Source organism: Ancylobacter sp. IITR112, from assembly GCF_041415945.1.
Taxonomy (GTDB): Bacteria; Pseudomonadota; Alphaproteobacteria; order Rhizobiales; family Xanthobacteraceae; genus Ancylobacter.
This window is the reverse complement of sequence record NZ_JBGCUS010000001.1, coordinates 3,990,900-4,005,490: the sequence shown is the minus strand read 5'-3', so window position 1 is coordinate 4,005,490 and position 14,591 is coordinate 3,990,900. Positions and strand designations below refer to the sequence as shown.

Here is a 14,591-nt window from a genome sequence, read left to right as displayed (position 1 = left end):
CTCGGCTCCCGCATCCCGCGCCGCGTGCGGCGGCGCCATCCGGAGGCCACCCATGCGCTCGAAGATCATCGGCACCACGCTACCCGTGCTCGAACTCCAGCTCGACGCCGGCGACCGCATCGTCGGCGTGCCGGACCAGCTTTCCTGGATGTCCGGCGACATCGTGCTGACCACCTCCACCGCCGGCGGCGGGGCGGGCGGGCTGCTCGGGCTGGTGAGCCGGGCCGTTTCGGGCGGCGGCCTGTTCATGACCGAATTCCACGCCGAGCGCGGACCCGGCAATGTCGCCTTCGCCGCCAAGCTGCCGGGCAATTTCGTGGAGATCGAGGTCAGCCCCGGCCGCGCCTATCTCGCCCATCGTCACGGCTTCGTCTGCGGCACGCCGGGCATCGAGGTCAGCACCGCCTTCCAGCAGACGCTGGGCGGCGCGGTGTTCGGCGGCGAGGGCTTCGTGCTGCAGCGCCTCGCCGGGCAGGCGAGCGCCTATGTCGAGCTGAGCGGCGAACTGGTCACATATGAGCTGAAGGCGGGCCAGCAATTGCTTGTCCATCCCGGCCATGTCGGGCTGTTCGAGGAAAGCGTGTCCTTCGAGCTGACGACGATGCGCGGGGTGCGCAACGCCCTGTTCGGCGGCGACGGGCTGTTCCTGGTGCGGCTCTCCGGCCCCGGCAAGGTGTGGCTGCAGAGCCTGACGGCGCCGGGCCTCGCCCATGCGGTCAGTCCCTATCTGCCCGAGCGCCGCGGCTGAGCACGCCCGGCACGGCCCCTGCGGGAGGGGTCAGGACGGCGGCATCCCCGCGCCGGTGCCGCTGAGCAGGGCCAGCCCCACCAGCCCGCCGCCGAGCACCAGCAGCGCCGGGTTCACCTTCTTCACGCAATAGACCCCGGCGAAAACGGCGAAGGCGATGATGACGGTGAGCGTGCCGTCGATCGCCGTGCGGGCGATGGAGATGGTGCCCGAGGCCATCAGCCCGACCACCAGCGGCGCCAGCCCCTGCTGCAGCGAGCGCCGCCAGGGCGAGCCCTCGAAATGGTCCCACACGCGCGAGGCGGCCCAGGACAGCGCCCCCGCCGGCAGGAAGAAGCCGACAAAGGCCATCAGCGCGCCCATGAAGCCGGTGACGTGATAGCCGATGACGATGACCATCAGCATGTTCGGCCCCGGCACCACCTGGCCGAGGCCGTAAATGTCGCGGAACTGGTCGTCGTTCAGCCAGTGATAGGTGCCGACGACGAGTTCCTTGGTTTCCGGCAGTACGGCGGCGCCGCCGCCGACCGCGAGAACCGAGAGCAGGGAGAAGACGCCGAGGACGGAGAGATTCTCGTTCATGGCGCCTTCCGGTCGTGCGCATCCGTTTCGTCGGCGCCCTTGCGCGGGCGGAACAGGAACACCGCCACCGGGCCGACGGTGAGCAGCACCCAGATCAGCGAGATGTGCAGGAAGCTCACCATCAGCACGGTCGCGGCGATGATGGCGACGTTGACGATTTCGCCGAGCTGCTTGTGGCCGATCTGCAGCGTCACCGCCGAGAGCATGCCCACCGCCGCCGCGCCGACGCCGACGAGCGCGGCATTGACGTAAGGATTGTGGTCATTGGCGGCATAGGCGACGCCCAGCGCCAGCACCATGCTGCCGCCCGGCAGCGTCATGCCGATGAAGGCGACGATGGCGCCGGCCACGCCGCGCAGCCGGTCGCCGACGATGATGCTCATATTGGTGGCGTTGAGGCCGGGAAGCGCCTGGGAGATTTCCAGCGCCGAGAGGAAATGCTCCTCGTCGAGCCAGCCCTTCTTCAGCACCAGGCTGGCGCGCAGATAGGCCACCACCCCGCCGCCGAAGCTGATGGCGCCGATGAACAGGAAGGTGACGAAAATCTCCCACAGCGGCACGCCGCGCGGCACCGCATAGGGGGCGGGCGGCTCGCTGGCGGCGGCGCCCGGTGCTGGCGGAGGCGAAGGGGTCATGCGAGGCGTTTCCCGAGAGGCGCCGGCGGCGGGTTCAGCCCTCGTGACTGGCCACGAGCTGCTTGCCGAAATTATAGACCAGCGCGGTCTTGGTCGCGCCGAGCTTCACCCATTCCGGCGCCTGGGTCTGCGCCGCGCGGAAGAACTCCTCCGAGCGCGTCAGCGCCTTGGCATGCAGCGCGTCATAGCGGTCGAACTTCGCCTGGAAGGCGAATTCGCCGATGATCGCGCTTTCCGTCGTGCGGTCGCGCCACACCGAAATGGTCGCCTTGGCAATCAGCCCGTGGCCGAAATCGAAAGAGCCGACATTCACCTGCACCTCTTCGACGGGGAGGTTGTTGACCAGCGAGATGGTCGCCGCCTTGTCGGCCGGGCAATGTTCCGCCAGTTCCGGAAACACCGAGGTGATGCGCTCCAGCCCGGCGTCCAGCACGATGCCGGGGCTGAGCAGCACGCAATTATGCGAATAGAGCGAGCGCATACCGCCCAGGCTGTCCTTCAGCGGCAGCAGCTCTTCCTTGAACTTGATGTCCGCCTTGCCGCTCAGATGCGGCACCACATCCACCGCCGCCGCCACGGCAAGCTCGGGATGACGGAACTTGAGGGTCAGCTCATGCTCCGGCTCGGGCCAGCCATCGGTGTAGAAGGTGCGCTTGCGCAGGATGAAGGCGTTTCGGTAGAGGTCGTAGTCCGGCGTGTCGTAGAAGAGCACTTCGCGCACCTGGCGCTTGAAGCCGTCCTTGTTGGTCACCACCCCGACCTTGAACTCGGGCGCGATGAGGCCCAGCTTGTGCCAGTAGACCTCGAATTGATGCGGATCGAAGAAGCGCTCCGGGCGGAGCAGGATTTTATATTCGCGGTAGTGAATATCGTCCATGGCAGGTCCCGCTGGCCCAGGCCGCACGCCGGGCGTCGAGATTTACGCCTCTCGCGCCGCCGCGACAAGATCGTGCGCACTGCAATGTCACATGCGTGTCATCGCTTGCGCAGCTTGAAGACAGCGCCCCAAATGTGGTCCAACGAAGCTGATCCGTCGCCCGTGCCTGCGGACAGGACCACCGGGGTCCACTCCCGCGAGAAGAGAGATAGCGCCATGCCCTCCAAGCTCGACCAACTGCGTGCCATGACCGTCGTCGTTTCCGACACCGGCGACATCGAGACGGTCCGCCGCCTGAAGCCGCAGGACTGCACGACCAACCCCACGCTGCTGCTCAAGGCGGCGGAGATGACCGCCTATGCCAGCCTCGTCGACGAAGCGATCGACTGGGGCCGCCGGCAGGGCGGCGCCTCGGAAGCGGTGGTGGACGCCACCTGCGACCGGCTGGCGCTGAATTTCGGCGCGGAACTGTCGAAGATCGTTCCCGGTCGCGTCTCCACCGAGGTGAATGCCGACCTGTCCTTCGACACGCAGGCCACCCTCGCCAAGGCGCGCGCCTTCATCGCCTCCTATGAGGAGCGCGGCGTCGGGCGCGAGCGCATCCTGATCAAGATCGCCTCCACCTGGGAAGGCATCCGCGCGGCGGAAGTCCTGCAGAAGGAAGGCATCGACTGCAACCTCACCTTGCTGTTCTCGCTCACCCAGGCGGCGGCGGCGGCGGATGCGGGCGCGTTCCTCATCTCGCCCTTCGTCGGCCGTATCCTCGACTGGCACGTCGCGGCCGGCGAAGGCCCCTTCACCTCGGAGACCGACCCGGGCGTCGTCTCGGTGCGGCAGATCTACGCCTATTACAAGAAGCACGGCATCCCGACCGTCGTCATGGGCGCCTCCTTCCGCAACACCGGTGAGATCGAGGCGCTGGCGGGCTGCGACCGCCTGACCATCGGCCCCTCGCTGCTGGACGAACTCGCCGCCGCCGAGGGCGAACTGCCGCGCAAGCTCGACCCGGCCAACACCGAGGGCGCGCCGGAGCGGCTGCATCTCGACGAGAAGGCGTTCCGCTTCGCCCTCAACGAGGACCAGATGGCGACGGAGAAGCTCTCCGACGGCATCCGCCACTTCGTCAAGGATTTGCGCACCCTGCGCGGCCTCGTCGCCAAGCGGCTCGACGGCGCCAAGGCGGCCTGAGCCTCGGCCGGCGGCTGAGCCGATAGCAGCAACAGGCGGCGCCGTGCCGTCAGCGTGAGGAGGAGGGTGTTCGCCCTCCTCCGTTTCTTTCCCGGCCCGCCTGATGTTCGTACCCGATCCCGCTTTCGCCCTTGCCGCCGGCCTCGCGGCCTTCTTTGTCGGCATGGGCAAGGGCGGCGTGCCGATGATCGGCTCGCTCGCCGTGCCGACGCTGGCGCTGCTGATGTCGCCGGTCACCGCCGCCGGCCTGCTGCTGCCGGTCTATGTCGTCAGCGACATGTTCGGCGTGTGGGCATATCGGCGCGAATTTTCCGGGCGCAACCTCGCCATCCTCATTCCCGCCGCCACATTCGGCATCGGCATTGGCTGGGCCACCGCCTCGCTGGTGACCGATGCGGAAGTGATGCTGATCGTCGGCGCCATCGGCCTTGCCTTCTGCCTCATCCGCTGGCTGGGCGGGGCAGGGGCGGCGGCGCGGCCGGCCGATGTGCCGCGCGGGCTGTTGTGGGGCACGGTGACGGGCTTCACCAGCTTCGTCAGCCATGGCGGCGCTCCGCCCTACCAGATGTATGTGCTGCCGCAGCGCCTGCCGAAAATGGTCTATGCCGGCACGACGACGCTCACCTTCGCCGCCATCAACGCGCTCAAGCTCATTCCCTATGCTGCGCTGGGCCAGCTCAACCCGGCCAATCTCACCGTCACCGCGCTGCTGCTGCCGGTGGCGGTGGCGGCGACCTTCGCCGGGGTCTGGCTCACCCGCCGCCTGCCGGAAAAGCTGTTCTACCGGCTGGTGATGGGGGCGCTGCTGCTGATTTCGTTGAAGCTCATCTGGGACGGCGCCACAGGCATATTCGCCGGCTAATCCTCGTCCTCCAGCGGCCGGGCCAGCGCGGCCGCGCACCAGAAACCCGCCGCCAGCAGCGCGGCGAGGGCGATCACCGCGAACAGCACCGCGTCATAGGAGCCGGTGGCGGTCCACAGCATGGCCATGCCGGCGGGGGCCAGGGCGCGCGAGAACGTCGCCGGCACCGAGAGCGCGCCATTCACCGCGCCATAGGCCCGGCGGGTGAGCAGCTCCGGAACCACCAGCCCGCGCACGATGGTGATGATGCCGTTGACCGAGCCATAGGCGAGGGCGAACAGCGCGACATAGGCGAAATCCGGCGGGATCAGTTCCAGCGCCAGGAAGGCGAGCGGGAACACCGCGACGATCACCGAGCCCACCACCCGCACCGGCGCGCGCGGCGCCAGCAGGGTGACGAGGATGCGCCCGGCCACCTGCGCCGGGCCGATGACGGCGATGGCGCTCACCACGGCGGCGGTGTCGAAGCCGCGCTCCACCAGCAGCGGGTACATGTGGAAGGTGAAGCCGGAAAACATCGCGGCATAGGCGGTGAAGGCCACCGCCAGCGCCCAGAACACCGGCCGGCGGATCACCCCGCCGATCACCGAACGCGGTGTCCCCGCGGGGGTGGGGCGGGCCGGCGGGCGCTCCCGCCCGCCGCCGGCGGCGAGGAAATTCATCGTCGCGCACAGGCCGATATTGATCGCCGCCAGCGCCAGCAGCGTGCCGCGCCAGCCGAAGCCCTGCAGCAGCACCTGGATCAGCGGAATGAAGACGGTGGAGGAGAAGCCGCCCCACAAGGTGAGGGCGGTGATGCCGGGGCGGGCATTCAGCGCGCCGGCGCGCCGGGCGACGACGGCGAAGGCCGGCTCATAGAGCGTCGCCGCCTGCACCGCGCCGATCCCCGCCACTGCGACATAGAACAGGCCGTGGCTCTCGACCTGCGACCACAGCGCCAGCAGCAGCCCCGCCAGCAGCGAGGCGCCGGCCATGATCGCCCGGCCATGGCCGCGGTCGATCGCCGCGCCGACGGGATAGGCGGCGAGCCCCGCCAGCGCGAGGCCGAGCGTCGCCGCGCCGTAAAGCTCCGCCTTGGACCAGCCGAGATCCTCGCCCATCGCCTGCGCGATCTGCGGAAAGCTGTAATAGAGGCTGCCCCAGGAGCAGAGCTGCGCCACGCCGAGACCAATGATGAAGGGCGTGCGCCCATGGGGCGGGGAAGCGGCGTCGGGGCTCACGGAATGCGCGCTCCCGCGCGCTCCCGCCCTGCCGGGCGGCGGACGGCGCCCCGCAGCAGGCCGGACGCGGGAAGACCCGTCCTCTCGCCCGGCATTTCGTCCGTCATTTGCGGCATCGTCCTCACCCCTGCCACGCCGACGGCCGGCCCTGTCGCCGGCCCAGTTAGGCCGGGGCGGCGCCGCCGACAAGCGCGCGGGCGGAAGGGGGCCTCCCCCCGCTTTGCATGGGTGCGCTGCAGCACGCGGCAGGGTGCCGCTTTCGCCGAAATGAACGGCCCTTGGCCCGGCGCTGCGATAGAGAGGGATGCGGCGGAATTTTTCGCAGGATGCTGGGAATAGGCCCGCCAACGGCTCCGTATACGGGACATGAAGCGCGACGACACCACCTTCGACGTGCCGGCCCAGCTCGGCGTCATGCGGCGCTATGCGCGTTCGCTGACGCGCGACGATGTCGAGGCCGAGGACCTGGTGCATGACGCACTGGTCCGGGCCTATGAGCGGCGCGGCAGCTTCGATGCCGAGCCCGCCGCTGCCGGCACGGGCAAAGGCGGCGGAAGCCGGGGCGGCGAGGCCGGGGGCGGGGCGCGGCTGCGCGGCTGGCTGCTCTCGGTGCTGCACAATGTGTTCATCGACCGCCGCCGCTCGCGCGTCGCCGAGGCGCGGCGCGAGGCCGACAGCCTCGACCTCGCCGAGACCAGCGCCGCGCCGGCACAGGAGCACCGTCTGCGCCTCGCCCAGGTGCGCGGCGCCTTCATGGCCCTGCCGGAGGAACAGCGCGCCGCGCTTCATCTCGTCGCCATTGAGGGGCTCGGCTATGCCGAAGCCGCCGCCACGCTCGGCATTCCCCAGGGCACGCTGATGTCACGCCTGTCGCGCGCCCGCGCGACGCTGCGGGCGATGGAAGAGGGCGGCGCGGGGGAAGGCCCGGCGCGCCTGCGCATCGTAGGAGGTACGGATGAGCCAACCCGTTGATCCCGTCTCCGGCGACGATCTGCAGGCCTATGTCGACGACCAGCTCGGCGTGGCGCGGCGCATCGACGTGGAAGCCTATCTCAGCGCCAACCCCGCCGCCGCCTCGCGGGTGATGGGCGATCTGCGCATCCGCGACGAACTGCGCCTCGCCCTCGCCGAGACACCGCGCGCGGCCTCCACCGCCACGGCGCGGCTGGCGACGGCGGAAGCCGCGCGGCGGCTGCAGGGGGCGCTCGCCCGCGCCCGCTGGACCCGGCGGCTGCGCATCGCCGCCATGGTGGCGCTGCTGGTCGGCGCCGGCTGGATGGCGAACGCGCAATTCGGCCATCTCGGCGTCAGCCGCGTGGTCGCCTCGGCACTGCCCCCGGCCTATCTGGAGGATGCGGTGCGCGCCCACCGCACCGCGCGCGTGCGCGCCGACATGCCCTCGCTGCCGGGCGCCAGCCGCTACGACCCGGCGGAAATCCGCGCCGCCACCGCCATCGTCATGCCGGTTTTGCCGGAGGGGTGGAAGGTGGCGGATGTGCAGGTGTTTCCCTCCACCTTCGGGCCGAGCGTGGAAATGACCGTGGAAGCCGGGGAGATCGGCACCGCCTCGCTGTTCGCGGTGCGGCCGGGCGGGTTCGACGTGGTGCCGGCCACCACCGTGCCGCGCGACGAGCTGACCGCCGCCTATTGGCAGGTCGGCGAGGTGGCCTATGCGCTGGTCGCCCAGACCGGCCCCGCCGCCGACACGAAAGATCTCGACCGGGCGGCCGCACGCCTTGCCCGGACGCTGTACTGAAACCAGATGATCCTCATCAGGAGACTGACATGAACACGCCGAATACCGGCTTCCAGTGGTCCCGGACCGCCAGCGTCGACCAGGCCGTCTTCGACGAGGGCCTGCGCCGCCACATGCTGCGGGTCTACAACTACATGGCCCTCGGCCTGGTGCTGACCGGCGCGGTGGCCTTCATCGTCGGCACCACGCCGGCGCTCTATGTGCCGATCTTCTCCACCCCGCTGAAATGGGTGGTGATGCTGGCCCCGCTCGCCTTCGTGCTGTTCTTCTCGTTCCGCATGCAGTCCATGTCGGGCAGCGCGGCGCAGACCATGTTCTGGGCCTTCTGCGCGGTGATGGGCCTGTCCATGGCCTCGATCTTCCTGGTGTTCACCGGCACCTCGATCGCGCGCACCTTCTTCATCGCCGCGACGATGTTCGGCGCCACCAGCCTGTATGGCTACACCACCAAGCGCGACCTCTCGCAGTTCGGCTCGTTCCTGATCATGGGCCTGATCGGCGTGGTGATCGCCAGCCTCGTCAACATCTTCCTCGGCTCGACGATGCTGCAGTTCATCGTCTCCGTGGTCGGCATCCTCGTCTTTGTCGGCCTGACCGCCTGGGACACCCAGTCGATCAAGGAACAGTACGCCGACCATTTCGACGCCGAGTCGCAGCAGAAGCTCGCCGTGTTCGGTGCCTTCTCGCTCTATCTCAACTTCGTCAACATCTTCCAGCTCCTGCTGAATTTCACCGGCGAGCGGGAGTGAGGCGACGGACCCCCAAGGGAACACAGCCATGAATGAGCAGGATCGTCAGGCCATTGACGGCCTCTTCGCCAAGCTCGCCGAGGCCGAGCGCCAGTCCGGCCCGCGTGACGCGGAAGCCGAGGGCTTCATCGCCCAGCGCATCACCCAGCAGCCGGCCGCGCCCTATCTGATGGCGCAGACCATCGTCATGCAGGACTATGCCCTGCAGCAGGCGCAGGCGCGCATCGAGGAGCTGGAGCGGCAGGCGCAGGAAGCCGCCGCCCAGCCGGCAAGCGGCGGCGGCCTCTTCGGCGGGCTGTTCGGCTCCAGCCAGCCCCCGGCCCGGCGCAGCGGCGTGCCCGCCATGCCGCGCAGCGGATTGGGCAGCGGGGCGGCCGGCGCGATCCCGGCCACCGCCTCCCCGGCCTGGCAGTCCGGCGCGGCGGCGGGCCAGCCGATGGGCGCGCCCGGCGCCGCGCCGCAGCAGGGTGGTTTCGGCCGCCCGGGCTTCGGCGGCGGTGGCGGCGGCTTCCTCGCCGGCGCGGCGCAGACGGCGATGGGCGTGGCGGGCGGCGTGCTGCTCGGCAGCGCCATCTCCAGCATGCTCAGCGGCGGTTCGGCCCATGCCTCCGAAGCGCCCGCCGATGCCCCGGCCGACGAGCCGGCGGCGGCGGACGAGCCCGCGGACACCGGGGCGGAAGATGCCGGCGCGGTGGATGATGGCGGCTTCTTCGGCGGCGGCGACTGGTTCGGCGGCAGCGACGAGTTCTGAGGCCGGCGGCGCCGGCTTTCGCGATCGCCTCATCCCGGCGCGCGCTCCGGGTCCGGCCTGCGGCCGGCCGGAAGTAGGGCGGACAGCACCGCCGAGGCGGGACGCCTGGGTTAAGCCGCAAGCAGCTTCCCGCCCCGCCGGGGCGGGACACTTCCCAACTCCCAGCAGGCCGGCCCCTCACCGGCCTGTTCTTTTTTGTGCCTATACACGCAGGCCGTTTTCGGTAGCGTAGTCCTTCAGCCCCCGCTCCGGGCGGGCGCCGATATGGCTGATGATCTCCGCCGCGCACAGCGCGCCGAGCGCGAGGCATTCCCCGGCCGGCATGTTCTGGGCGAAGCCGTGGAGATAGCCGGCGGCGAACAGGTCGCCCGCGCCCGTGGTGTCCACCACCTTCGCCACCGGAAAGGCCGGCACCGCCACCATGTCCCCGCCGGAGAGCGCCAGCGCTCCCTTCTCGCTGCGGGTGACGACGGCGTGCCGCGCCTCCTGCCGCAACTGCGCCAGCGCCGTATCGAAATCGGTCTCGTAGAGCGACATCAACTCCGCCTCATTGGCGAAGACCAGATCGACCGTGCCCGCGCGCAGGAGATTCAGGAACTCCGCCCGGTAGCGCCCGACGCAGAAAGCGTCGGACAAGGTGAGCGAGACGGTGCGCCCGGCGGCATGGGCGATGGCGGCCGCCTTGAGGAAGGCTTCCTTGGCCGGCGGCGGATCCCACAGATAGCCTTCGAGATAGGTGACCTTGGCCCCCGCCACCATGCCCTCGTCAACATCGGCGGGGGACAGGTCCTGCGCCGCGCCGAGATAGGTGTTCATGGTGCGCTCGCCATCCGGCGTCACCAGGATGAGGCAGCGGGCCGTGGCCGGGCCGGAGGCGGCGGGCGGCGTCGCATAGGCGACCCCGGCGGCGCGGATGTCATGGGCGAAGATGCCGCCCAGTTCGTCGTCGCGCACCTTGCCGATGAAGCCGGCCCGGCCGCCCAGCGCAGCGATGCCGACCATGGTGTTTGCGGCCGAGCCGCCGGAAATCTCCACCCCCGGCCCCATGGCGCCATAGACCGCTTCCGCGCGCTCTTCGTCGATCAGCGTCATGCCGCCCTTGCGCATGGCGTGGCGGTCGAGAAACGCCTCTTCGGCGCGGGAGATGACATCGACAATGGCGTTGCCGAAGCCGAGCACATCGAGCGGGGGGACGGTCATGGACGGCTTTTCTCCGCAAGGTCTTGCCGGGGATGGGGCGGCACTCGCGGTAGCAGACGGGCGCGCGTCCCGCAACGGCGGGGCACGGCCGCGCGCCTCCCTTTCCCTGCCCGCTCCGGGCGACTATTGCTAGGCCATGGCCCTGCTCCGCCACGCCTCCACCGTCGCCCTCCTCACCCTGACCTCGCGCGTGCTGGGCTTTGCCCGCGATGCCGGGGTGGCGGCGCTGTTCGGCACCGGCATCGTCGCGGAAGCCTCGGTCGCCGGGCTCGCCGTGCCGCAGATCGCCCGGCGCCTCCTCGGCGAGGGCGCGCTCAACGCGGCGCTGCTGCCAGCCTTGGCGCGGGCGGAGAATGAGGCGGCCCGCGCCCGGCTGGCCGGAGCGGCGCTGGTGCTGTTCGCCCTCGCCGGCCTGGCGCTCGCGGCGCTGCTGTTCTTGTTCATGCCTGTCGTGGTGAGCCTTCTGGCGCCCGGCTTTGCCGGCGAAGGACCGCGTGCCGAGGGCGCGGTGCTGGCGGGGCGGCTCAGCGTGGTCTGCCTGCCGCTCGCTCTTGTCGCCGGCGTGTTCGCCGCCTTCGCCAATCAGGCCGGCCGTTTCGCCCGGCCCGCCCTTGCGCCGGCGGCCGCCAATGTCGCGGTGCTGGCGCTGCTGATGATGCTGTGGCTCGCCGGCGCGCATGCCGTGAGCGTGTCCACCGCGCTCATCTGGCTGTCGGCCGGCGTGGTGGCGGGCGCGGCGACGCAATGTCTCATCAACCGCGCCGCCGTGCCGCGCGGTTTCTTCCGCCTGTCGGTGGCACCGGCCGACCTCAAGGCGGCGCTGCCGCTGCTGACCGGCGCGGGAACGCCGCTGCTGGCCGCCGCCCTGCCGCAGCTTCGCTTCCTCATCGCGGCGGCGGCGGCCTCGGGCATAGGTGGCGGGGTCGCGGCGCTGTTCTATGCGACGCGGCTGGTGGAACTGCCGCTCGGCCTCGTCGGCGCCAGCGCCGGCGCGGTGCTGCTGCCGGCCCTCGCCGCAACTCCGGGCGGGTCCGGCGAGGAGGGGCTCGGCACCGGCGGGCTGATCGCCGCGCTGGCGCTCTCGCTGCCGGCGGCGCTGGGCCTCGCCGTTCTCGCCCATCCCATCGTCGTCGTGCTGTTCGAGCGCGGCGCCTTCGACCCGCAGGCGAGCGAGCTCACCGCCACCGCCCTCGCCCTGCTGGCGCTGACCCTGCCGGCGCAGGCGCTGGAGAAGGTGCTGATCGCCATCGCCTTCGCCCGCGGCCAGGCGCGCCTCGTCAGTCGGACCTGCCTGGCCGCGCTGCCGATCGGGGCGGTGGCGGGCTTCCTCGCGGCCGGCCCGCTCGGCATGGCGGGGCCGGCGCTGGGGGTGCTGCTCTCCAGCCTGATCGGCGTCGCCGGGCTGGGGGTCGGGCTCGGAAGGCGGCGGCTGGTGGGCCTGCCGCGGCCGCTGCGACGCGGGCTGCTCCGGCTGACGGCGGCGGCGTTCGCCATGGCGGGGGCGGTGCTGCTCGCCCGCACCGGGCTGGAGGGAGTGCTGGCGCAGGGCGGGCTCGCCGCCGCCGCCGCGCTCCTCGGGCTGGTAGCGCTCGGCGCCGCCGTCTATGGCGGGCTCGCTATGGTGCTGGGCGGCATCACGACCGCCGCGCTGCGGGCCAGCTTCGGCAAATAGCGCGTCTGCCGCTTGCCCCTGAAGGTCATGCGTGCCATAGCGCCCGCGCGCCGGGGGCATTCCCGCGGCACGGCAGGGCGCAGACCACAGGACGTTCCGACATGGAATTCAAGCCGCTCGTGTTTTCCGGCGTCCAGCCGACCGGAAACCTGCATCTCGGCAATTATCTCGGCGCCATTCAGCGCTTCGTGGCGCTGCAGGACAGCCATGACTGCCTCTATTGCGTCGTCGACATGCACGCGATCACCGTGTGGCAGGACCCGGCCGACCTGAAGCGGCAGATCCGCGAGGTCACCGCCGCCTTCCTCGCCGCCGGCATCGACCCGACCCGGCACATCGTGTTCAACCAGAGCCAGGTCTCCGGCCATGCCGAACTCGCCTGGGTGTTCAACTGCGTGGCGCGCCTCGGCTGGCTCAACCGCATGACCCAGTTCAAGGAAAAGGCCGGCAAGGACCGCGAGAACGCCTCGGTGGGCCTCTACGCCTATCCGAACCTGATGGCCGCCGACATCCTGCTCTACCGCGCCACCCATGTGCCCGTTGGCGAGGACCAGAAGCAGCATCTGGAACTGACCCGCGACATCGCGCAGAAATTCAACAATGATTTCGGCCCCTCCATCGCCGCCAACGGGCTGGGCGAGGGCTTCTTCCCGCTGCCCGAGCCGCTGATCGGCGGGCCGGCGGCGCGGGTGATGAGCCTGCGCGACGGCGCCAAGAAGATGTCGAAGTCGGACCCGTCCGATCTCTCGCGCATCAACCTGACCGACGATGCCGATCTCATCGCCTCGAAGATCCGCAAGGCCAAGACCGATCCCGAGCCGCTGCCCTCCGAGGCGGAGGGGCTGAAGGGGCGGCCGGAGGCGGAGAACCTCGTCGGCATCTATGCCGCGCTGGCGGAAATGCCGAAGGAGAAGGTGCTCGCCCAGTTCGGCGGCGGGCAGTTCTCCACCTTCAAGAGCGCGCTGGTCGACCTCGCAGTGGCCAAGCTCGGGCCGATCGGCGCGGAGATGCAGCGCCTGGTCGCCGCGCCGGAGCATATCGACGCCATCCTGCGCGACGGCGCCGCCCGCGCCCGCGTGCTGGCGGAGGCGACGATGACGGGCGTGCGCGACATCGTCGGCTTCGTGCGCTAGCCTTCCGGCAATCGAACCGCCCCCGGGGGGAAGCCATGCCGCGCCGGCGCCAAAGCCATGAGCCCGGCCATCGCCGGAAGTTCCTCGTGCTCGCCGACGACACGCCGGAATGCGACCGTGCGCTCTATTACGCGGCACGGCGCGCGGCGCGGACCGGCGGCGCGGTGGTGCTGCTCGCCGTGCTGCAACTGGAGGAGGCCCCGAGCCAGTGGCTCGGCGTCGCCGATCTGATGCGGGCGGAAGCGACCGACAAGGCCGAGGCCCGGCTCGATCTGCTCGCCGCCCGGGCGCACGGCATTTCCGGCGTCGACAGCGAGCGTGTGGTGCGCGAGGGCGCGGTCGCCGACCAAATCGTCGCGGTCATCGAGCAGGACGAGGATATCGCCATTCTCGTGCTCGCCGCCGGCACCGGCAAGGAAGGGCCCGGGCCGCTGGTCGCCTCGCTGGCCAAGGGCCTATGGGCGAGCCTGCCGGTGCCGATCACCCTGGTGCCCGGCTCGCTCTCCGATGGCGAGATCGACGCGCTGGCGTGAGCGGGCGGGACATCGCGCACCCTTCCCCTCGGGCCGGTGAGAGCTTATCTAAAGTGCACATTCCCCCGTCGCCGTGGCCTTGAACCCCGGTTGGCAAGGAGACTTCCATGTTCATCCAGACCGAAACCACCCCCAACCCCGCCACGCTGAAGTTCCTGCCCGGCCGTTCCGTGCTGGGCGAGGGCACGTTCGAGGCGCGCGACGCCGAGGAGGCCGCCCGCTCGCCGCTGGCGGTGCGCCTGTTCGAGGTGCCCGGCGTCACCGGCGTGTTCTTCGGCTCGGATTTCGTCACCGTCACCAAGGCGCAGGGCGAGTGGGCGCATCTCAAGCCCGCCATCCTCGGCGCCATCATGGAGCATTTCGTCTCCGGCCAGCCGATCCTGCCGGACGACCACGCCCACACCGCCGACGACGCCTTCTTCGAGGCCAAGGATGCCGGGCTGGTCGACACCATCCGCGAGCTGATCGACACCCGCGTGCGGCCGGCCGTGGCCAATGATGGCGGCGACATCACCTTCCGCGGCTATAAGGACGGCGTGGTGTTCCTCGCCATGAAGGGTTCCTGCGCCGGCTGCCCGTCCTCCACCGCGACGCTGAAGAACGGTATCGAGAACCTGCTTCGCCACTTCGTGCCCGATGTGGTCGAGGTGCGCCCGGTCTGAGCCTGCGGCGCGGCCGTGCCCTT

At 70.5% G+C, this 14,591-nt stretch carries 16 protein-coding genes; 11 read left to right on the top strand and 5 right to left on the bottom strand.

All coding sequences use genetic code 11. The features are described 5' to 3' along the window. Nucleotides 1–52: 52 nt before the first annotated feature. Nucleotides 53–748: a TIGR00266 family protein gene (locus tag AAC979_RS19040; RefSeq protein WP_371348455.1), complete on the top strand. Its 696-nt coding sequence runs from the start codon at nucleotides 53–55 to the stop codon at nucleotides 746–748. A 30-nt stretch (nucleotides 749–778) separates the two neighbouring features. On the opposite strand, the gene AAC979_RS19035 is transcribed toward AAC979_RS19040, so the two are convergent. From AAC979_RS19035 to AAC979_RS19025, 3 genes are read right to left on the bottom strand one after another with little or no spacing between them, the layout of a single operon-like run. Next, the gene (locus AAC979_RS19035; protein WP_371348454.1) at nucleotides 779–1,330 is read right to left on the bottom strand and encodes a chromate transporter; all 552 of its coding nucleotides are present in this window, start codon (nucleotides 1,328–1,330) and stop codon (nucleotides 779–781) included. Next, nucleotides 1,327–1,965: a chromate transporter gene (locus tag AAC979_RS19030; protein WP_371348453.1), complete on the bottom strand. Its 639-nt coding sequence runs from the start codon at nucleotides 1,963–1,965 to the stop codon at nucleotides 1,327–1,329. The genes AAC979_RS19035 and AAC979_RS19030 overlap by 4 nt, the downstream gene beginning before the upstream one ends. A gap of 34 nt (nucleotides 1,966–1,999) precedes the next feature. Then, the gene (locus AAC979_RS19025; protein WP_371348452.1) at nucleotides 2,000–2,842 is read right to left on the bottom strand and encodes a hypothetical protein; all 843 of its coding nucleotides are present in this window, start codon (nucleotides 2,840–2,842) and stop codon (nucleotides 2,000–2,002) included. Between the two features lie 216 nt (nucleotides 2,843–3,058). On the opposite strand from AAC979_RS19025, the gene tal reads away from it, so the two are divergent. Together tal and AAC979_RS19015 are read left to right on the top strand one after the other, a co-directional pair. After that, nucleotides 3,059–4,030, top strand: a complete 972-nt coding sequence (tal, locus tag AAC979_RS19020) for a transaldolase (RefSeq protein WP_371348451.1) — start codon at nucleotides 3,059–3,061, stop codon at nucleotides 4,028–4,030. Nucleotides 4,031–4,133: 103 nt separating this feature from the next. Further along, entirely contained in the window at nucleotides 4,134–4,892 is a 759-nt protein-coding gene (locus tag AAC979_RS19015; RefSeq protein ID WP_371348450.1) for a sulfite exporter TauE/SafE family protein, read from the top strand. On the opposite strand, the gene AAC979_RS19010 is transcribed toward AAC979_RS19015, so the two are convergent. Beyond that, nucleotides 4,889–6,112, bottom strand: a complete 1,224-nt coding sequence (locus AAC979_RS19010; protein ID WP_371348449.1) for an MFS transporter — start codon at nucleotides 6,110–6,112, stop codon at nucleotides 4,889–4,891. The two genes, AAC979_RS19015 and AAC979_RS19010, sit on opposite strands and share 4 nt — an antisense overlap. Nucleotides 6,113–6,478: 366 nt before the next feature. Here AAC979_RS19010 and AAC979_RS19005 point away from each other — a divergent pair, with 366 nt between their 5' ends. Genes AAC979_RS19005 through AAC979_RS18990 form a run of 4 tightly spaced genes read left to right on the top strand, consistent with a single transcriptional unit; the run spans nucleotide 6,479 to nucleotide 9,368 of the window. Further along, a complete protein-coding gene (locus AAC979_RS19005) occupies nucleotides 6,479–7,084 on the top strand; it encodes a sigma-70 family RNA polymerase sigma factor (protein WP_371348448.1) in 606 nt (201 codons plus the stop codon). Further along, nucleotides 7,068–7,868, top strand: a complete 801-nt coding sequence (locus tag AAC979_RS19000; protein ID WP_371348447.1) for an anti-sigma factor — start codon at nucleotides 7,068–7,070, stop codon at nucleotides 7,866–7,868. Before AAC979_RS19005 ends, AAC979_RS19000 begins: the two co-directional genes overlap by 17 nt. A 29-nt stretch (nucleotides 7,869–7,897) precedes the next feature. Next, the gene (locus AAC979_RS18995) at nucleotides 7,898–8,617 is read left to right on the top strand and encodes a Bax inhibitor-1/YccA family protein (RefSeq protein ID WP_371348446.1); all 720 of its coding nucleotides are present in this window, start codon (nucleotides 7,898–7,900) and stop codon (nucleotides 8,615–8,617) included. A 28-nt stretch (nucleotides 8,618–8,645) separates the two neighbouring features. Next, nucleotides 8,646–9,368 carry a DUF2076 domain-containing protein gene (locus tag AAC979_RS18990; RefSeq protein WP_371348445.1) on the top strand — a complete coding sequence of 241 codons (723 nt, stop codon included), beginning with the start codon at nucleotides 8,646–8,648 and terminating at the stop codon, nucleotides 9,366–9,368. Nucleotides 9,369–9,569: 201 nt separating this feature from the next. On the opposite strand, the gene AAC979_RS18985 is transcribed toward AAC979_RS18990, so the two are convergent. Beyond that, nucleotides 9,570–10,568, bottom strand: coding sequence for an adenosine kinase (locus AAC979_RS18985; RefSeq protein ID WP_371348444.1), 999 nt, complete (start codon nucleotides 10,566–10,568; stop codon nucleotides 9,570–9,572). Between the two features lie 136 nt (nucleotides 10,569–10,704). On the opposite strand from AAC979_RS18985, the gene AAC979_RS18980 reads away from it, so the two are divergent. The 4 genes from AAC979_RS18980 to AAC979_RS18965 all read left to right on the top strand — a co-directional run bounded on the left by AAC979_RS18980 (nucleotide 10,705) and on the right by AAC979_RS18965 (nucleotide 14,568). Continuing rightward, nucleotides 10,705–12,240: a lipid II flippase MurJ gene (locus AAC979_RS18980; protein WP_371348443.1), complete on the top strand. Its 1,536-nt coding sequence runs from the start codon at nucleotides 10,705–10,707 to the stop codon at nucleotides 12,238–12,240. Between the two features lie 101 nt (nucleotides 12,241–12,341). Continuing rightward, entirely contained in the window at nucleotides 12,342–13,373 is a 1,032-nt protein-coding gene (gene trpS / locus AAC979_RS18975) for a tryptophan--tRNA ligase (RefSeq protein WP_371348442.1), read from the top strand. Nucleotides 13,374–13,408: 35 nt separating this feature from the next. Next, the gene (locus tag AAC979_RS18970; RefSeq protein ID WP_371348441.1) at nucleotides 13,409–13,906 is read left to right on the top strand and encodes a universal stress protein; all 498 of its coding nucleotides are present in this window, start codon (nucleotides 13,409–13,411) and stop codon (nucleotides 13,904–13,906) included. Between the two features lie 107 nt (nucleotides 13,907–14,013). Then, the gene (locus AAC979_RS18965; protein WP_371348440.1) at nucleotides 14,014–14,568 is read left to right on the top strand and encodes a NifU family protein; all 555 of its coding nucleotides are present in this window, start codon (nucleotides 14,014–14,016) and stop codon (nucleotides 14,566–14,568) included. Nucleotides 14,569–14,591 lie beyond the last annotated feature (23 nt).